At 38.5% G+C, this 19994-nt stretch carries 16 protein-coding genes and 1 riboswitch; of the genes, 10 read left to right on the forward strand and 6 right to left on the reverse strand.

The window, feature by feature from the left end; genetic code table 11:
- Nucleotides 1-9: 9 nt before the first annotated feature.
- Complete coding sequence (locus tag BM000_RS12750; RefSeq protein ID WP_091499116.1) at nt 10-1749, forward strand: ABC transporter ATP-binding protein; 1740 nt, start codon at nt 10-12, stop codon at nt 1747-1749.
- On the forward strand, nt 1742-3664 hold the full coding sequence (locus tag BM000_RS12755) for an ABC transporter ATP-binding protein (RefSeq protein ID WP_091499117.1): 1923 nt from the start codon (nt 1742-1744) through the stop codon (nt 3662-3664). Before BM000_RS12750 ends, BM000_RS12755 begins: the two co-directional genes overlap by 8 nt.
- Nucleotides 3665-3868: 204 nt before the next feature.
- On the opposite strand, the gene BM000_RS12760 is transcribed toward BM000_RS12755, so the two are convergent.
- Both BM000_RS12760 and BM000_RS12765 read right to left on the reverse strand, forming a co-directional pair.
- Nucleotides 3869-5116: an L-lactate MFS transporter gene (locus BM000_RS12760; protein ID WP_091499119.1), complete on the reverse strand. Its 1248-nt coding sequence runs from the start codon at nt 5114-5116 to the stop codon at nt 3869-3871.
- A gap of 287 nt (nt 5117-5403) precedes the next feature.
- Nucleotides 5404-5919 (reverse strand): DUF3221 domain-containing protein, encoded by a 516-nt coding sequence (locus BM000_RS12765; RefSeq protein ID WP_091499126.1) that lies wholly within the window; start codon nt 5917-5919, stop codon nt 5404-5406.
- Nucleotides 5920-6459: 540 nt separating this feature from the next.
- On the opposite strand from BM000_RS12765, the gene BM000_RS12770 reads away from it, so the two are divergent.
- Genes BM000_RS12770 through BM000_RS12790 form a run of 5 tightly spaced genes read left to right on the forward strand, consistent with a single transcriptional unit; the run spans nt 6460 to nt 11397 of the window.
- A complete protein-coding gene (locus BM000_RS12770; RefSeq protein ID WP_091499129.1) occupies nt 6460-7377 on the forward strand; it encodes a hypothetical protein in 918 nt (305 codons plus the stop codon).
- 19 nt (nt 7378-7396) lie between these two features.
- Nucleotides 7397-8026 (forward strand): hypothetical protein, encoded by a 630-nt coding sequence (locus BM000_RS12775; RefSeq protein ID WP_091499132.1) that lies wholly within the window; start codon nt 7397-7399, stop codon nt 8024-8026.
- Nucleotides 8026-9162 (forward strand): DUF4350 domain-containing protein, encoded by a 1137-nt coding sequence (locus BM000_RS12780; protein WP_091499134.1) that lies wholly within the window; start codon nt 8026-8028, stop codon nt 9160-9162. The genes BM000_RS12775 and BM000_RS12780 overlap by 1 nt, the downstream gene beginning before the upstream one ends.
- Complete coding sequence (locus tag BM000_RS12785) at nt 9159-10088, forward strand: AAA family ATPase (protein ID WP_091499135.1); 930 nt, start codon at nt 9159-9161, stop codon at nt 10086-10088. The genes BM000_RS12780 and BM000_RS12785 overlap by 4 nt, the downstream gene beginning before the upstream one ends.
- Nucleotides 10042-11397: a DUF58 domain-containing protein gene (locus BM000_RS12790; RefSeq protein ID WP_091499137.1), complete on the forward strand. Its 1356-nt coding sequence runs from the start codon at nt 10042-10044 to the stop codon at nt 11395-11397. Before BM000_RS12785 ends, BM000_RS12790 begins: the two co-directional genes overlap by 47 nt.
- Here the strand turns inward: BM000_RS12790 and BM000_RS12795 are convergent.
- Nucleotides 11377-12348: a stage II sporulation protein M gene (locus tag BM000_RS12795; protein WP_091499143.1), complete on the reverse strand. Its 972-nt coding sequence runs from the start codon at nt 12346-12348 to the stop codon at nt 11377-11379. The genes BM000_RS12790 and BM000_RS12795 overlap by 21 nt on opposite strands.
- An 82-nt stretch (nt 12349-12430) precedes the next feature.
- Between BM000_RS12795 and BM000_RS12800 the strand changes: the two genes are divergently transcribed.
- Nucleotides 12431-13222: an RDD family protein gene (locus BM000_RS12800; RefSeq protein ID WP_091499144.1), complete on the forward strand. Its 792-nt coding sequence runs from the start codon at nt 12431-12433 to the stop codon at nt 13220-13222.
- 51 nt (nt 13223-13273) lie between these two features.
- Here the strand turns inward: BM000_RS12800 and BM000_RS12805 are convergent, their stop codons facing one another.
- A complete protein-coding gene (locus BM000_RS12805; RefSeq protein WP_091499145.1) occupies nt 13274-14635 on the reverse strand; it encodes a PFL family protein in 1362 nt (453 codons plus the stop codon).
- A gap of 12 nt (nt 14636-14647) precedes the next feature.
- Entirely contained in the window at nt 14648-14920 is a 273-nt protein-coding gene (locus BM000_RS12810; protein ID WP_091499147.1) for an ACT domain-containing protein, read from the reverse strand.
- A gap of 76 nt (nt 14921-14996) precedes the next feature.
- Nucleotides 14997-15072: riboswitch (glycine riboswitch) on the reverse strand.
- An 817-nt stretch (nt 15073-15889) separates the two neighbouring features.
- On the opposite strand from BM000_RS12810, the gene BM000_RS12815 reads away from it, so the two are divergent.
- Together BM000_RS12815 and gndA are read left to right on the forward strand one after the other, a co-directional pair.
- Entirely contained in the window at nt 15890-16642 is a 753-nt protein-coding gene (locus tag BM000_RS12815; RefSeq protein WP_091499148.1) for an HAD family hydrolase, read from the forward strand.
- A 178-nt stretch (nt 16643-16820) separates the two neighbouring features.
- Nucleotides 16821-18239 (forward strand): NADP-dependent phosphogluconate dehydrogenase, encoded by a 1419-nt coding sequence (gene gndA, locus BM000_RS12820; RefSeq protein ID WP_091499150.1) that lies wholly within the window; start codon nt 16821-16823, stop codon nt 18237-18239.
- 132 nt (nt 18240-18371) lie between these two features.
- Here the strand turns inward: gndA and zwf are convergent, their stop codons facing one another.
- A complete protein-coding gene (gene zwf, locus BM000_RS12825; RefSeq protein WP_091499155.1) occupies nt 18372-19844 on the reverse strand; it encodes a glucose-6-phosphate dehydrogenase in 1473 nt (490 codons plus the stop codon).
- Nucleotides 19845-19994 lie beyond the last annotated feature (150 nt).

Raw genomic sequence — 19994 nt, forward strand, 5'->3', positions numbered from 1 at the left:
GGTTAACAGATGATAAGAAAACTATTGGCTTTTCTAGGCGAATACAAGCGACAAACAATTCTTACACCAATTATGGTCACAGGAGAGGTAGCGCTTGAACTTATGATTCCATTTTTAATGGCACGTATTGTTGATTATGGTATTTTAGGTGATGGAGGCATGGGCTATACAATTCGAGTTGGGTTGTTAATGATTTTAATGGCTGTGCTTGCCTTGGTCTTTGGTGGATTAAGTGGGAAATATGCTGCCGAGGCTGGAATGGGTTTTGCCAAAAATATTCGGTCTGGCTTATTTAAACAAATTCAAACATATTCCTTTGCGAATGTAGATAAATTCTCAACAGCAACACTGGTAACAAGATTGACAACGGATATAACTAATACCCAAAACTCGTTTATGATGGTAGTGCGAATGGCTGTAAGAGCACCAATCATGTTAATTGGCGCAACGATAATGGCTGTTTCAATTAACCCGCAGCTGTCATTGATCTTCTTAGCGGCTATTCCTGTTCTGTCCATTTCATTGTACTTAATCGGAAAGAGTGCGCATCCTCGATTTTTAGATATGCTTGAGAAGTATGATGGCTTAAACGAAAAGGTACAAGATTTTATTGTTAATATCCGCGTTGTTAAAGCTTTTGTTCGTGAACAACACGAAGAGAAGAAATTTATCGCTGATGCTGAGAAAGTTCGTGATGCGCAGCTCCGAGCAGAAAAACTCGTCATTTTAAATATGCCAATTATGCAGTTTACAATTTATACGAGTATTATTGCAATAATTTGGTTTGGTGGAAACATGGTGATCGCTGGAACCTTTAATATTGGTGAATTATCAAGCTTTATTATGTACATTCTTCAAGTTCTAATTTCATTAATGTTAATTTCGATGGTCTTCATTATGCTAATCATTTCCAGAGCATCCTTCTCTAGAATTATTGAAGCGCTTGAGGAAGAGCCTGTCTTAAATGATAAGGATAGTGATGTTAACCTTACCTTACAAGATGGTAGCATCACATTTAAGAATGTTAACTTTAGTTACAATGATGATCCTAATAATTTGGTCTTGAAAAACATTAATTTTACGGTTGAATCTGGCCAGACAATTGGCATTATCGGTGGGACGGGATCATCTAAGACAACGCTGGTGCAATTAATTCCGCGCCTTTATGATGCCTTAAACGGAGAAGTGATTGTTGGTGGTCATCATGTTCGAGATTACAAGCTCAAAACATTGCGTGATCAGGTTGCAATGGTTTTACAAAAAAATGTTTTGTTCACAGGCACAATTAAAGAGAACTTAAAATGGGGTAATGAGCAAGCCACTGATGAAGAAGTTATTGAGGCGGCCCAGGCTGCTCAAGCTCATGACTTTATCATGGCCTTTCCAAATGGTTATGAAACTGAGCTTGGCCAGGGGGGCGTGAACGTTTCTGGTGGGCAGAAGCAGCGCTTGACGATAGCTAGAGCCCTGCTCAAAAAACCTAAGGTAGTCATCTTAGATGATTCGACTAGTGCCGTTGATACAGCGACAGATGCAGCGATAAGACAAGTGTTTGCAGAGAAGTTGAACGATGTAACGACGTTAATAATTGCGCAACGGATTACATCTGTGGCAGACGCAGATAAGATTATTGTTATTGACGATGGCGAAGTTAATGGGTTTGGTTCACATGAGGAGCTTATTAAAACAAATGAAATATATCGTGAAATTTATGAATCGCAGAGCAAGGGGGTGAATGATAATGAGTAAAGCAGCTAATGCTACCAAGCCAGCTCGTGGACCGATCGGAGGTCCACGGGCACCTAGAAAACCAAGTAACCTCTGGGCTACAGTGCTACGAATCGCACAATACATGCGAGATGATAAATGGATTTTATTCGTTGTATTTGTTTCAATTATTGTAAGTTCACTCGCCAATGTCATTGGGATTTCTTTCTTACAGGTCATTATCGATGACTATTTAGAACCGCTAATTAATCAGCCTAACAGTGAGCTCATGGGGGGATTCGTTTCTGTTATCTTTCTAATTGGCTGGATTTATCTAATCGGAGCGATTTCTACCTATGTATTTAATCGGTTAATGGTTGGTGTCTCAACACGTACACTATACAAAATTAGAATTGATTTGTTTCAGAAGATGGAAGCATTACCGATTAAATACTATGATACACATACACATGGTGATTTAATGAGCTTGTATACCAATGATATTGACACGATGCGTCAAGTATTATCGAATAGTGTGACAAGTTTTATCACCTCGTTCATTACTGTTATCAGTGTCTTCATTATGATGCTCGTTTTTAGTTGGCAATTGACAATTCTCGTGCTTGTTATGTTAGTGGTTATGCTTCTTGTTGTCAAAAAGGTTGGTGGTAAGAGTGCTAACTACTTTATTAAACAGCAACAAGAGTTAGGTCAAGTCAATGGGTATATAGAAGAGATGATTGAGGGGCAGAAGGTTGTAAAAGTGTTCTCGCGTCAAAAACGTGTTCTTCAAGATTTTGAGGAACTAAATGAACAGCTTCGTGTCAGTGCAACTTGGGCAAATACATTTGCAAACATTTTGATGCCAATAATGATTAATTTGTCATATGTGCTTTATGCAATTACTGCCATGGTTGGGGGCGTCCTGACAATTATGGGGGCTTTATCATTAGGGACAGTCATTGCATTCTTACAGTATACCCGTACGTTTTCAATGCCGATTACGCAAATCTCTCAGCAATTAAATGCAGTTCTAACCGCCTTAGCTGGTGCTGAACGTGTCTTTAAAGTAATTGACGAAAAACCAGAACTAGATGAAGGTTATATTACCATGGTACCTGTCGTAATGAATGGGGATGGTACAGTTAATGAAAGTAACGAACGTACCGGACACTTTGCTTGGAAAGAGGTACAGGATAATGGCTCTGCAGTATTAACAATTGTGCGTGGCAATGTTGTTTTTGAAGACGTGACATTTGGTTATGAAAAGGATAAAACGGTTTTAAATAATGTCTCGCTGTATGCTAAGCCTGGTCAGAAAATTGCGTTTGTTGGTTCAACAGGTGCTGGAAAAACAACGATAACCAACTTAATTAATCGCTTTTATGATGTGCCTTCAGGAAATATTAGTATAGATGGCATTGAAATTAATAAAATTAAAAAGTCAGACCTACGACAAGCTCTATCAATGGTTTTACAAGATACCCACTTGTTCACGGGTACTGTTAAAGAGAATATCCGTTATGGACGCTTAAACGCAACGGATGAAGAAGTGGTTGCTGCTGCTAAGCTTGCAAATGCAGATACGTTTATCCGACACTTAGATCATGGCTACGATACAGTGTTAAAATCGGATGGAGGCAACCTATCTCAAGGTCAACGTCAGCTATTAGCAATTGCACGGGCTGCAATTGCAGAAACGCCTATTCTTATTTTAGATGAAGCAACCTCTTCCATTGATACAAGAACTGAAGCATTAATCCAAAAAGGAATGGATCGGTTGATGGAAGGTAAGACATCGTTTATTATTGCCCATCGTTTGTCTACAGTACGATCTGCAAATGCAATTATGGTATTAGAACATGGTGAGATTATTGAACGTGGTGACCATGACCAGTTAATTGAGCAACGTGGTAAGTATTATCAATTATCAGCAGGGATGTTTGAGTTAAGTTAACAATGCTTTGGTAATATGCTTCATAATAACAGCCTCTTATTCAAGTCTTTAAAAACCTTGAATAAGAGGCTGCTTAAATGTAGTAAAATATAAGAAGTATGAATGAATCAGTAAATTTTCATTAGTTTTTAGTGTTAGGCGTAATCAAAAACCATCTCTAAATGAATGAGATGGTAAAAGGGATGGTTTGTTCAGTTAATGTAATTAACTGGCGTGCTGTTGTTTTTTATTTGTTGCTTCCCGAATTACAACCTTCATTAAAACGGAAATAATAAAAGCAATGGCAATTAGAGTAGCAAAAATGTAAAAGGCAATACTATAACTTCCAGTTGTGTCATAAACAAAGGCGACAAGCAATGGTCCAAAAACGCCTGCACAGGACCAAGCAGTAAGTAGTAAGCCATGAATAGCACCGAGCTGAATAGTTCCAAACAAATCGCTTATAAAGGCAGGGAGCAGTGCAAAACTTCCACCATACATTGAAATAATAATAAATATCATTACTTGTAGCAACAACGCATTCGTCACATTTGGCAGTGCAAGAATAAGAATAAATTGAGCACCGAAAAACATCATGAATACGTTACTACGTCCCAATGTATCGGAGAAAGCAGACCAAACAATCCGACCTCCACCATTAAATAAGCCCATTATACCTACCATAGCTGCGGCTTCAGTTGCAGTCATTCCCGCTTTATATTGAGCAAAGGGGGCAGCCGTTGAGATAAGCATAATGCCGGTCGAAATATTGATAAACATCATAACCCAGAGTAATTGAAACTCCCTGGTTCTTAACGCTTGCTTTGCATTAATTTGTCTCAAGCTAATTTGACACGGCTTTGATTTTTTGCCTTCCTGCGCATTTTTAAATGATGACATCCAATCTTCTGGAGGCTTGCTAATATAGCTTGCACCGATAAGCATCAGCGAGAAATAGATAGCTGCCAAAACAAAGAATGTATTGGATAGTCCAACTATATTGATTAAATACGTAATAAAAGGGGCAGCAATTAAAGACCCGGCGCCAAACCCCATAACAGCCATCCCTGTTGCTAGTCCACGTCGATCTGGGAACCATTTAACCAGTGTAGAGACAGGGGAAATATAGCCCAAACCTAACCCCATTCCACCAATTACACCGTACCCAAGATAAAATAAGGAAATGGATTGTGTGTACACACTAAAGCCTGTAATCAATTGTCCTAGGCCAAATAATATGGCAGCAATTGTGGCAGATTTCCGTGGTCCCCATTTCTCAATGTACTTACCGAACGAAGCAGCCGATGTACCTAGTAAAGCAATTGCAATAGTAAAGGCAACTGTAACTGTTTTGTCGCTCCACCCTAACTTTTCAAACATTGGTAGTTTAAGAACGCTGTAAGCATAAACAGAACCAATTGATAGGTGGATGGCAATAGCTGACAGTGCTATAAGCCAACGATTTTTTTTCATAATAACCTCCATGATGAACAAACCACAGCCATAGAAACTACTATATCAAATTTAAGTGTAAAAAATAGTGAACAATTTGTGAAATTATTATATTTGAGTAAATTTAATAATTTTTCTGTTCATTATTAATTCAAATATCTTTTTTATTCATTTCTTTTTCATATTCGTTAGGTACTTATTACCAGTCAACTCTAATTTTGCAGATTAAAAGGATGAACAAGTATTACACTACAACATCATGCCAGTAATTAAGTATAGAACTTGACTGTTGTTTTTATTAATCAGAATTAGAGATTTAAAGGGTCAGGTAATTCGATAGATATGATTTTTTCACTCCATACTTCAAATAAATTAACATTCCAAATCAATTTATTCTTGTCAAATAGAATCGAGCGGATAGCATAACGTTCATTTGGGTGGAAATCAAGCTCGGACAGGACGGTCGTTAGAGCCTCAGCTTGTGATAACGATGCCCCCTCTGGACGATGCTCTTGATGAATGTTAAACTCCTCAAGTTTTGAAACGGCAGGATAAGATTGATTAACCTGATCGTACCAAACATCAATCTTATCACCCGAATTAATTTCAGAAGGTGGATTATTAAACCAGATCATTTCATAGAATTCAGATACCCCACCGTCCTCACTTAGATCCTTTGCCTTACTGCTTGCAACAAGAATACATGATTCTGTAGCTTCAATCACGTAGCCGGTCAAGTCAGGCTCCCGAATTGTGTCTTTACGGCAGCCAATTAAGAGAAAGATAAAGAGGAGCATGGTCAGTAATTTTAAATTATGTGTCATGGCTTCATCACCTTTTATGTATAATAATTGTCTAATTTTAAAGAAATGTCCGAGTAATTACGCTTAAAATACGTATCAAGGCATGCATTATTGGAATGAGAGGGCTGTATTTTTCTGTTAAGATAAAGTTAAAAACGATTAATACCGTGGCAGTTTAACTAATTTATTTGCACTGCTTCTAATCACCGTTTATCAGTACCCGATCTTTATCGTAGTACAAGCCTATTATTGTTGACTTGTAAGCATTTAAAATTAATTTAAGCGTATTTATTGCATTAATTGATGCTATAAAAAAAGGGTGTTCTCCTCATTTAAAGAAGCTATTACGTTGTATGAGGAGAAAATAAGCTTGTTTACTAATGTTTAAAGGGGAGATTTAAACATGTAATAGCTCTACTCCTATTAGACGTTTAATAAATAAAAAAGGTTTCAAAGATCTAGTAAACTATTTGTATTTTTCAGAAAAATAAAATTAACTGCATAGTTAACCATTTAATGTTAAAATAAAGAGCAGATAATTATTTATAAAGGAGAAATTTTATGGAAAGAATTTTTTCGCGTCCAAAACGGTTTGGAGAAATTTTAGACTTAACCTTTCAAGTTATTAGAAAGCATTTTAAAGAACTATTCTCTTTATTGTTCCTATTTACGCTACCTATTATTGTTATTCAAGCGCTAGCTCAACTAAGTTCAGGGAGAGGCTTTATTACTGACGTACCGCTAGCTGATAGTTTTATTGATCAAATCTTTATTGCTATCGATACGCTAGAGTTTGAGCAAATTATTTCACCAGGCGAGATTATAAGTAGTAGCTTTATCATTTTATTTGAAATTTTAATTGTACCTGTATCATTTGCATCAATTATTTTACTTGTTAAGAAAGTAAAGGATAATGAAAATATTCAAGTAAAGGAGATAATTAAGCAGGCGTTTAGCCGCTATGGTGCATTAGTTGGTAGTTCCTTTGTCTATAGCCTTATTGCAATTGTTCTCATTACGTTGTCGATTTTTATTATAACATTTATTTCAATATTTGTTATTGAAGCAAACCCGTTTGTAGGTCTTGGATTATTTTTCATTCTATTAATAGGGTTAATATTCATGCTAGGCTTACTGCTGGTGAGGTGGAGTATGTATTTAGCTGTTTCACTGTTTAAACGAGTAGCGCCAGGGATAACTGAAAGCTTTCGAATAACTAGCGGGAGGGCGTGGATGACTTTTTGGCTATTCCTCACTTTATTTATAATAACAGGGTTTATTGAGAATTCATTTGGGTTTATCGCTATATTTACCGGTCAAAGTGTTCTTTATACGCTAATTTTAAATCTTGTTAGTATTTTTGCTCGAATGATTTTAGCAGTAGGTTATGCTGTGATCTACTTTGATTTAGAAGTAAGACATTCTGCAAATGATATAAAAGGGATGATTGACGATTATCACAATCCGTCAGAGGCTTAAATAGATAGGTGGAAATAGGATGAATGAGCACGAACAATTACGACAGACATTAGAACGCATTCTTGCCCAAGATACATATCAGGCCTACTATCAGGATCAACGTAATATCTTTCAACGTATTCGTGATTGGCTATTTGAGTGGGGTGGGAAATTGCTGGAGCGCTGGTTTGGTGGGCTTAGTCCGAGTCAATCTGTTGGCGATGCGATTATTGTCTTATTACTTATTATCGTAGGTATCTTTTTGATCGTTTTAATTGGTTTACTATCAACTAATATGCTAAGGCGCTATCAATTGAAACGCAAACATGGTTTAGCCTTAAATAAGCTAGATCCTGCTTCAGAGGAAGACTACTGGAAACAATTTGATCAAGCGATCCACGAGCAGGATTTGCAAAAAGCTGTTCGGATTCGCTTTATTTTGGCATTATTCGTATTAGACAAGAACGACTTATTAAATGTGCAAAGTTGGAAAACAAATTGGGATTACTTTAATGAATTGAGTGGACATCACAAAACGATTGCGACACAATTCTATCAAGTGGCTGTGTATTTTGAATCCGTTACATATGGCAATAAGCCTGTTCATTCAGCTCCCTTCGATCAATTTTTGAAGCAGGTTGAACAGCTGGAACAGGAGGAAGATAATTAATGAAGAATTGGCTAGCAAATAAAAGATCAATCATTTTATTCTTGGTGCTTTTTCTTGTGTTACTTATTGGAAGTGTATTATTGACTGAAGAACCGCTAGAAAATTATCCGGCTTTTGATGTTTCCTCACCTTCTCCAACTGGGGTGAAGGCCTTCGTCGAAGCTTTACAAGAGTCAGGCTTTCAAGTCGAACGTTTGGCTAGAGATATTGCTTATCTTGAAAATGAGTCGTTAACTAATGATGCCATTATTATGATTGAGCCAAGTTTTCAAGTTGATGAGCAGGTAAAGAATGCTTATACACAATATCTTGACTCAGGAGGGACGATATACTTTTTTGGAACTGAACCCACTGCTTTTTTTGAGGTTGAGACGCATCCTATCGATCAATTCAGTGATGAGACGGTAGTAGAGGGAGCTATGGGGCAGTTTGAGGCAGAGGTATATGGTTGGGAAAGGATTGAAGCAACTGAAGAAGATCAAGTGATCTTAACTGATGAGCAAGGGATATTGGCAATTGAACGTCAGTATCAAAATGGTGGTAAGCTTGTTGTCGTTGTTGAGCCAGTGTGGCTGACCAATCAAGCTATTTTAATTGATGATCATCTTGATATTTTAATGGGAATCATAAATTTCCATCAGCATCATCAGGTGTGGTTTGACACTTTTCAATATGGAAATTACTATCAACCAAGGTTTGATCAAATTTATCCCGCACCTTTCCTGGCAGTAGCGATCGGCCTGCTTATCTTAAGCACGTTATGGTTATGGATGAGTGGTAAACGCTTTGGTGTGGCTCGCGATCGCAGGGATCAAGTAGTAAGATTTGGTGATGAACGCATTCGTGCGATTGCTAATTGGCAAATAAAAGGAAAGAACTATCAGCAAGCGTTAATCATTCAAGTTCATTATTTAAAACAACTTATTTTTGAGCGGACTGGTACACCAGTTACAGCTAGCTGGTCAACTTATCAGCAGGTTCTAGAAAGACTATTACCAGAGAAGACGAATAAGTCAATTAGTGATTTTAATAACCAATTGCAGGCCCAGCTTAATAAGGAACATGCTACCAAGCAAGAATTTGTTGAATGGACCAAGCGTATTGATCAGATTCGAGGAGAGGTTGAGCAGACATGAATGAACGATTAGTAAAACTATTGGAGCAATATCAAACAAGAATAATTGGGCAAGAGCAGAATTTGAAATTCTTACTTACAGCACTTCTTGCAGATGGACACGTATTGATTGAAGGAGTACCAGGCACTGGTAAAACACAAATGATTAAAACATTAGCGCTGTTAGTTGGTGGTGAATTTAATCGCATTCAATTCACCCCAGATTTATTACCAAGTGATATAACCGGAAGTAAAATATACAATATGAAGGAAGGCAATTTTCAAACATTGAAAGGCCCAATCTTTACCGATGTTTTGTTAGCAGATGAAATAAATCGTACCCCTGCTAAGACACAGGCTGCTTTACTTGAGGCAATGGAAGAGCGCCAGGTGACCATTCAGGGTGAAACCTATCGTTTATCAGAGTTGTTCTTTGTAGCGGCAACACAAAATCCAATTGAGTATGAGGGGACTTATCCACTCCCTGAAGCGCAGCAGGACCGATTTATCTTTAAATTACTAGTCGACTTTCCAAGCTTAGAAGATGAGACTAGTGTACTACAGCACGTTATTGTTGATTCGATCAAGCAAGAGCAACCGACTAGCCTATTAACCGAGATTGAGCTAGCGGAATTAAAAGCAGAGGTTAAACAGGTTACCATTCAAGCCGAAATTATGAAATATATTGTTGAAATTGTAAGAAGAACCCGCGAGCATGATGGTATTCAATATGGAGCGAGCACAAGAGCGGCAATTGCGATAGCCAAAACCGCTCAGGCATGGGCATTTCTGGCAGGGCGTGATTATGTTACCCCTGATGATGTTAAAACTGTTGTTAGACCCTGCTTAAGACATCGGATACAGCTTTCACCATATGCTGAGTTGGAAGGGACGAATTTAGATGAAATTATTGCGACGCTTGTGGGCGCAGTGCCTGTTCCAAGATAGGGGCATTATTCCAACAAAACAGTTGTTATCTATTCTATTAATAGCAACGGTCGTAATGACCGTGGTCAGCTTGTTTCGTTTTTCTTTTTGGGCGTTTCTTTCAACAGCTGTGATGCTTGTCATCGTCAGCTTAGTAGATCTATTCTTTTCTCCTCACCGCTCATTAGTGACTGTTGAGCGCACTGCGCCTCTTGAGGTCGAGCGGAGGCAAGAAAGCATGCTTACGGTAAAGATTACAAATGCAAGCAATCAAGTCGCATATTTACGTTGGACTGATGATTTACCTGAATCAATTACCAGCACAAGAGGCGAACGGGTGCTTCTACCAGCTAACGATCACGTCCAATGGCTTCAGCCTTTTGTTGCTTCTGAGCGAGGGTTGGTTAGCTTAAGTCATGTATATCTAAGGTATCGTAGTAAGTTGGGGCTATGGGAAAAACAACGTACCTATCAGCTTAAAAGTAACATGAAAATAATTCCGAACATGGAGGCATCACGTCAATATTTAGCTAGTGCACAGAAGTATTTACTTCATGAAGGAGAAAAGGTTAGAAAGCAGAAAACGGGGTTCGGCGAGTTTTCAAAAGTGCGGCAATATGCAGTTGGCGATGATCCCCGCAAAATAAATTGGCATCAATCAGCAAAGCTTCAAGAAATGATGGTCAATGAGTACGAACCAGAGCATGGCAAACATGTCGTCATTATGATTGACTGCGGTCGCATGATGGGGGTGGAGCTGGAGCGAGGTAATCGTCTTGAGACACATATAGAGGCAGCTCTAACTGTAGTAACAGCAGCACTTAATAATGGTGATTATGTATCAGTGCTAGCATTTGGTAAATCTGTTACAACGTTTGTGCCTGCTGGTAAAGGCTTGGTCCACTTACAAGTCATCTTAAAAGCGATTTATAACCTATCTGTTGAATCCAATGAATCAAATTATGGCTACGCCTTTCAGTATATTCAAGCACATCATCGAAAAAGAAGTATGGTCATTTTGTTTAGTGACATTCAGCAATTCTTTTTAGATGGACAGGCTTTGTTTTTTATGCGTCAGCTAAAGAAGCGTCATCTTTTTTTAATTACGGGTGTAGAGAACCAGTGGTTGCAAAAGAATGTCCAGCTCGCAACTGAGAATGCTCATCATGGCATGCGAAAAGCTGTTGCGCAGCAACAGCTTTTACAAAAGAGGCAAGCAATGATTCGTTGGCAAAAGCAAGGCCTCGACATTATCGAGGCTAAGGAAGAGCAACTTGCTGTATCGGCAGTTGCATACTATATTGATCAATTAAATCGAGGCACGCTTTAGACGGAGCCAATGCCCCCAAAGCATATAAGCAATGAAGCCAATTAATGTTAGTAAAGCAACTGCATATTTAGTTGGAATTGATAGAGCTGCGGGGGTTATGTAGCCTTCAATGATCCCTGCTAGTACAAAAATAGGCAGTGTACCAAGCAACAGTAATACAGAGCGTTTAGCATGGTGCTTTAGCTGCGTACTCCGTTTGTATTGACCAGGAACGAATAGCTTGTAGCCCATTAGTAAGCCAGCCCCACCAGCAATAAAGATGGCGATTAATTCGATAATACCATGCGGTACAATGTAAGCCCAAAAAATATAGGAGCTATTTGCGTGCCAGAAGAGTCCGGCTAACGCGCCAATGATAATGCCGTTGTAAACCATTATGTAAACTGTTAATATTCCAAATGTTATTCCTCCTGCAAAGGCGAGGATAGCAACTTGAATGTTATTGGTCATAATCTGAGCCGACATAAAGGCACCATCAATGCTGTCAGCATGAATGTTAGCTTCTAATTCTTCAGGGCTGAGCACATTACTGAACTCTGCTGGGAGGATAAACGCCATATTAATGGGGTTTTGGGCGACAGCGAAGAAGCTAGCAAGCCCGCCAACAGTAAAGAGCACTAATGCAATCACAATCGCGCGCCATTGCTCTAATAAAAGCCCAACAAATTTCTCGGAAAAGAAGATCCATAATTGCTTCCATGAAGAGTATTCCGTTTTGTATAAGACGTGGTGTGCGCGACCAACTAACTGATTTAAGTGAATGGTTACATCTTGATCAGGAAAAAAAGTCTGGCTATATGATAGCTGCTGGGTAATACGTTGATAGAGCTGATCGAATTTTTCAATCTTTTCTTGAACTGGCTTACTGCGTTTTTTCTCAAAATCAATGATCATTTGATCAAGTTCTTGCCAATACTGACGATTTAATTGGATAAATTGTTTTAATTGCATAAGTGATCACCTTTTAAATGTAAAGTTATGGTTAAGGCTATTATACCTTTTTTTTGTAATTATAGATAGGGGGTTTATGCTCATGTTAGAACAGTCTGAAATAAAAACACCTGAGTATGTGTCATTAAAATATGCAATTGCAGGGATAGGGAGTCGGGGAGCCGCTTTTATCATTGATCAGCTCATCATTGCCACTGTCTACATTATTATTTTTATTAGTATGTTTTTTGTTTTTGAATCATCATTCTTCTTTATTCCAACTGACCAGCAGTTGCTATGGTTTCTCGCGATAATTGTCATTTTTGTGTTTGTGCTGGAATGGAGTTATTTTGTAGTGCAAGAGTTCTTCTGGAATGGCAAAACAATTGGCAAAAGAATAATCGGACTTAGAGTCATTCAGGATAATGGACACCGAATTACGTTATTATCAAGTATAATTAGAAATTTATTACGCATTATTGATAGCCTACCGACAAGTTACTTGCTTGGTCTTATGCTGATTTTTTTTCAAGCAAAGCATCAACGGCTTGGGGATCTCGCCGCTGGGACGATTGTTGTTCATGATGAGCGTGTGAAGAAGAAGAAAATAGATCCAGTAGAGAAACAAATGAGGAAGAGTGGAATTGTTGTTGATAATAGCCTGTTTGCAGGCGTGCAGTTAAACCAAATAACAGAGAAGGACTTTGAGTTAGTTAAAACCTATTGCCAACGCTATCAGAAGCTGCCGCATTATGAACTTAACGTACTAACAAGGCAAGTTGGTGCCGTTATCTTGCCTAAATTAAACATGAGTGAATATCCTAATCATCCAAGTGAAATTGAGAAGATCCTTTTTAACCTTTACTTAGTCGTAAAGGATGACTGGTCTTATTAACTTCTCTAAAAGAGAGCGCACCAGGCTTTGAAAGCTGATGCGTTCTTTTAGCTAGTTAATTAATGCTTGTAAGGGTGCTGGAATCCGTCCACCGCGCTTAATCATTTTTGCTGAGCTAAATGGTTTAACACCAATGACAGGCGCTCGACCCAATAAGCCGCCAAATTCAACAATTTCTCCTTCTTCTCTTCCAATCACCGGGATAATGCGAACCGCCGTTGTTTTTTTATTTATCATGCCAATTGCAGCCTCGTCTGCAATAATTGCAGCTAAGGTTTCAGCAGATGCTTCACCTGACAATGCAATCATATCCAAGCCAACAGAGCAGACACAAGTCATTGCCTCTAGCTTATCTAGCGTCAGTGACCCATCCTCAATGCCTCTAATCATCCCATTATCTTCACTAACGGGGATAAAAGCGCCACTAAGTCCACCAACATATGAGCTCGCCATAGCGCCTCCTTTTTTTACGGCGTCATTCATCAAAGCTAGTGCAGCTATCGTCCCATGCGTACCTACACTTTCTAACCCGATCTCTTCGAGGATTTCAGCAACACTATCATTCATAGCGTTAGTTGGTGCCAATGATAAATCCATAATGCCAAACGGAACATTAAGTCGTTCTGCCACAACACGTCCCAGCAATTCACCTGCGCGGGTAATCTTAAAAGCTGTTTTCTTAATAACATCAGCTACTTCACCAAGATCGGCGTCAGGATATCGCTTTAACGCATGAAGAACAACACCAGGACCACTAACACCGACACTTAAGACTACTTCACCTTCACCAGTGCCATGAAAAGCACCAGCCATAAAAGGATTATCTTCAACCGGATTACAGAAGGCAACAAATTTCGCACAGCCAATACTGTTGCGATCCTTAGTAAGCTCAGCGGTTTGTTTGATTATTTCACCAAGCTTGCCTACTGCATCCATATTGATGCCGGTACGTGTTGTTCCGATTGAGACAGAGCTACAGACGCGATCGGTCGTTGCAAGTGCTTCTGGAATGGCGTTAATTAGGGTAAGATCAGCTTTTGTAAAACCTTTGTGGACGAGTGCTGAATAACCACCAATAAAGTCAATTCCGGTAAAGTTAGCAGCTTGATCAAGCACCTTGGCTAGTTCTATCGTCTGCTCAACAGTTGCATCTCCAATTATTTCAGCAATCGGCGTAATTGCAATTCTTTTATTAACTATTGGAATGCCATACTCTTTTTCAACCTGTTCTGCCACTGGTTTAAGTTGTCCGGCATAGGATGTGATTTTTTGGTATACATTCTCTTTAAGTTTATTAAAATCGCTGTCAGCACAATTACGCAAGCTAATTCCCATTGTAACAGTACGAATATCTAAACTTTCCATTTGTACCATTCGAATCGTTTCTTGAATTTCATTATATGCAATTGCCATTAGTTCCCCCCCCTAAATTCGATGCATAGCTTGAAAGACATCCTCAAGCTGAATGCTAATCGTTAAGTTCATTTCTTGCTCAACTTGCTCAAATGCGTGAAGTAAAGTATCTAAATGTGCTTTATCAGCCATTTCGACAAGCATCATCATCGTAAAGTAATCCTGTAAAATGGTTTGACTAATATCATGAATGTTCATATTGTGGATAGCCAGAACATGAGTTACCTTAGCGATAATACCTACTTGGTCCTTTCCTACAACAGTTACAACTGCTCTTTTCTGCATAATTTCACCTCTAATAATTAATTATAAAAATAAAAAGACTGGAGTTTCCCCCAATCTCAGTGACAACACAAAGCTATTGTTGTCTTCTGTCCATTTACCTGAGATTGTGAATCCTTCGGTGCCACCTTCGTGGTCTCTCCAGAAGCTGCTCCTATTATAGTTTTAACCATAATATTCATTGCGACTACTATTTATTTTATTTGTAACAATTATATTTGTAACAAAGAAATCGTACCAGTATTTTTACAAAGCGTCAATACTATTATTAATCTTAATAAGTTAAGGTAGTGGATAAGCAAGAGAGTTGCGGATAAATATGAGTTTTATCCTGAAGAAGAGTGAAAATTACGCGCACTAGCAGGTAATTGTGGTTGTATATCAAATAGTGCTGATAAGATATTTTCCCGAGATTTTGCTGGAGCCATACAAACATTTGCTTAACCAACGCTATTTGATGAAGAACCGAAATGTCCAATTGGAAAGGGACACCTCAATTAAGAAGTGCCCCTGTTTGTTTGCAAGGTAAAATATCATTTTTAAAAAGGAGTGACAGTTTTTCGTCATCATCTACTTATAAAATTGCCGCGGTATCTCCACCTGGAATGTTTTAACCTAAACGATATAAGCCCTACCTCTCTTATATCCTTACGACTCTATAGTCGATCCAGTGTGAATAAGTCTTGCTCATTGTGCACAGTTAACTTAAATTGTGCTTTTGTTTATTAATCTTGTGTTCCGTTTCAAAATCTTTTAAAAAACATTTGGCAGATGCCAGACGTTCTACGCTTGCAATGCTCTTTTTATGAGTCTGATATATAATTATGACTGATAGTTATTCTTTTGTCAATGTTTTTTTGTATTTTTTTTAGGGGAATTATAGGGATGATGTATTAAAAAATATAGCATATCGGTTCAACTTGTTTACAAGTCGTGCTATAGTTTAAATATGAACGAAACAGGGGGATCATCATGGATAAAACAATTAAACTAATTGCACTTGACTTAGATGGGACGGTAGCGGGACATGGTCAAAAAGAAGCGAGCCCAGCAACGATAGCAGCGGTGAAACAGGCTCAAGCTCTTGGGGTTGAAGTGGTTATTGCTACTGGCCGTCATCGATCGACTACCTTACCAATTGCAGACCAGCTTGGTGTAAACTATTTAGTTACACTAAACGGGGGTGAGATTTGGACAAGGGAAGGCAAGCTGTTGCATCGGCAAGCGATTGATCAAGCAACAGTAGAAAAAATTATTGATATTCACAAGCAAAATAATACCTTCTATTGGTTGGTTTCACATGAGCGGATTTATCGTGAACATTTGCCAGAAAATTATCAAGAACACCAATGGATTAAATTTGGTTTTGATGTTGAGGATGGCCGAGTGCGTGAACAAATGCGCAACCAATTTGCTGAAATGCCTACCATTGAACTTAGTAATTCTAGCCTAACAAATATGGAGTTAAATGCAAAGGGAACGCACAAGGCAGCTGCGATTGCCATACTAATTGAGCAATTAGATGCGACAATGGAGCAGGTTATGGTAGTAGGAGATAGTTTAAATGATCTGAAAATGATTGAAGCAGCTGGTATTGGCGTGGCGATGGGGAATGGTCAGGAGCTTGTCAAGCAAAAAGCAGACTGGGTAACAAAACCTCTAAATGAAGAGGGAGTAGCACACGCAATTAATTATTTTGTTAACAAAAAAGCAGTCCAGAATTAAAAATAGTGAATTTTCAAAAAATAAATTGCATCCGTCTCTATTCTAGTATAAGTTTATAGTGGTGGTTTTTTCAAATGAATCTTTTAATATGGTGAGGGAAAGCTCACTATGTTGCGAAAAGTGTTTTTTCCACGTATGATAGTTAAGAGAATTACATAGATAAAGGAGCTAACTAACTATGTCAAAACAACAATTTGGTGTTATCGGTTTAGCGGTAATGGGAAAGAACTTAGCGTTAAACGTTGAGAGCAGGGGATACTCTGTTTCTGTATTTAATCGAACTTATCAAAAAACTGAGGACTTCATAGCGAATGAAGCAAAAGGTAAAAACTTTTTTGCTGCCAAAACGATTGAAGCATTTGTTGAGTCTTTAGAGAAACCGCGTAAAATCATGTTAATGGTCCAGGCAGGACCTGCGACAGATGCGACAATTGAAACGTTAAAGCCGTTACTTGATGATGAGGATATTCTGATTGATGGTGGTAATACATTCTTCCAAGATACAATCCGTCGTAATAAAGAGCTTGATCAATCAGGTATTCACTTTATCGGCACAGGGGTGTCGGGTGGAGAAGAAGGGGCGCTTAAGGGCCCTTCAATAATGCCGGGTGGTCAAAAGGCTGCCTATGACCGTGTCGCACCTATTTTTGAAGCTATTTCAGCTAAAGTAAATGGTGATCCGTGTGTGACATATATTGGTCCTAACGGTGCTGGACATTATGTTAAAATGGTTCACAATGGTATTGAATATGGTGATATGCAACTAATCTGTGAGGCGTACTTTATGTTAAAGCATATTTTGGGGCTTTCAGCTGATGAATTACATGAAGTCTTTGCCGATTGGAATCAGGGTGAGCTTGATAGTTACCTTATTGAAATTACTGCTGATATCTTTACTAAAAAGGATGAAGAAACAGGCAAACCACTTGTTGATGTCATTCTCGATACTGCTGGCCAAAAGGGAACAGGAAAGTGGACAAGCCAAAGCTCACTTGATCTAGGTGTGCCACTACCCGTGGTAACAGAATCTGTCTTTGCTCGTTTTATTTCAGCAATGAAAGACGAGCGCGTGAAGGCAAGCAAAGTTCTAAATGGTCCTTCAGCACAGGATTTACCTTATGATGGTGATAAAGATGAGCTGGTTGAAGCGATTCGTCAGGCTTTATATATGAGTAAAATTACTTCATATGCTCAAGGGTTTGCCCAAATGCGTGCTGCATCTGAAGAATTTGATTGGAATTTAGCTTATGGTGAGATTGCTATGATCTTCAGGGGTGGCTGTATTATCCGTGCCCAATTCCTGCAAAAAATTAAAGATGCTTACGATCGTGATCCTAATCTAGCTAATTTAATGTTAGATGAATACTTCAAAGAGATTGTAGAAAAATATCAAGTATCGTTACGAAAAGTATTGTCGATTGCAATGGAGCGTGGTATTCCTGTGCCAGGATTTGCAAGTGCATTAGCTTATTATGATAGCTACCGTACAGAAACGCTGCCTGCAAATCTATTACAGGCACAACGTGACTATTTCGGTGCGCACACGTATCAACGTATTGATCGAGAAGGTATTTTCCATACGGAATGGATGTCTTAATTTAATGAAAAAGAATGACAGCTCTTTTATGGAGTGATGTCATTCTTTTTTTTATATTTTAGATCCACACTAGCATGTTACCAATAAGAAAACATCGACTTTTATCAAAAGAAAAAGTCGATGTTTTTTAAATTAATTAATGTCCCACCAGTGAAAACCATCCTTAGCGAGTAATTCATTAGCAGCATCTGGTCCGTTGTCACCAGACTTGTAATTTGGAAAATCAGCTTGCTTAGCTGACCAAGCCTGTGAAATAACATCGATAAACTTCCAGGATAGTGCCACTTCATCAGAATGAACAAAACTTGTTGAATCACCATTTAAACAGTCATTTAATAAAACCTCATACGCCTCAGGACTCTCAATGCCCTCATCTGCTTTATCGTAGTGCATCGTAATCTGCGTGCTTGTTGTGTCATAGTCTGTTTTTTTAGCATTGAGGTGCATAGTTATGCCTTCATCAGGCTGAACACGGATAATAAGTAAATTGGGATCAATTGTATCACCCTTATCTTTGTATAAATTAATCGGTAGATCTTTGAACTGAATAACAATCTCCGTTAATTTCTGCTTCATCCGCTTACCTGTCCGAATATAAAAGGGAACCCCGACCCAGCGGAAATTATCAATCATAAATTTCCCAGCGACAAACGTTTCGGTGTTAGAATCCGCTTCGACACCATTGCTTTCTCGATAGCTTGCAGCTTGTTTACCATTTATTTGCCCCTGATCGTACTGACCACGGACAAAATAATCGTCTACATTTGATTCGTCTATTTCACGCAAGCTACGTAAGACCTTAACCTTTTCGTAACGGACTTCATCTGGATGAAGCTTGGCAGGTGGCTCCATGGCGATTAATGATACCATTTGCAGCATGTGGTTTTGGACCATATCACGAAGGGCCCCAGAACCATCGTAATAGCGCCCGCGTTCTTCAACACCAAGTACTTCACTTGAAGTAACCTGAACATTAGCGATATATTGATTATTCCAAAGAGGTTCAAACATGGCATTAGCAAAACGGGCAATTTCAATGTTTTGAACCATTTGCTTGCCGAGGTAATGGTCAATTCGATAGATTTGATCCTCAGTAAAGGCTTGCCCAATTTGATCATTAAGTTGTTGAGCTGTTTCGTAATTATGGCCAAAAGGCTTTTCAATCACAAGTCGTGACCAGCCTTCATTATCTGTTAATCCTTGTGACTTTAAGTTAGCTGCAATTGGCCCGAAGAAGTTCGGAGCCATCGCCATGTAGAAAAGACGATTACCTTTAGCTTCATGTTTCTGGTTTAGCTTATTAATAAAATCATCCAGCTTTTGATACTCTGATAAGTCTTGGGCATCAAAAGGATTGTAATGAAAATGTGATGCAAATTCATCATGATCAACATGATCATCCTTAAATGATTCAATTGATTTCTTAACGTTATTACGGAAATCTTCATTTGTAAGTGGTCTTCTCGCTACACCTACAACAGCAAAATGTTGAGATAATTTATGGTTGCGATATAGGCGATACAATGAAGGGTATAGCTTTCGGTTGGCAAGATCTCCTGTGGCTCCGAAGATTACAATAACTGCTCTTGGCGTTTCTATTGACATGGCAATTTACGACCTCTCTCTTAAAATGAAAAATTCAAAAGGGTTGTTAACTTTTCTTCCATCTTTAACATACCACTTTCGTCAAATATGATAAACTGATTTACATTTTATCATATAAAAAGTTATAATGCCTTATAGTTTATCTTAACT

Source organism: Amphibacillus marinus, assembly GCF_900110345.1.
In the GTDB taxonomy this organism is placed as follows: domain Bacteria; phylum Bacillota; class Bacilli; order Bacillales; family Amphibacillaceae; genus Amphibacillus_D; species Amphibacillus_D marinus.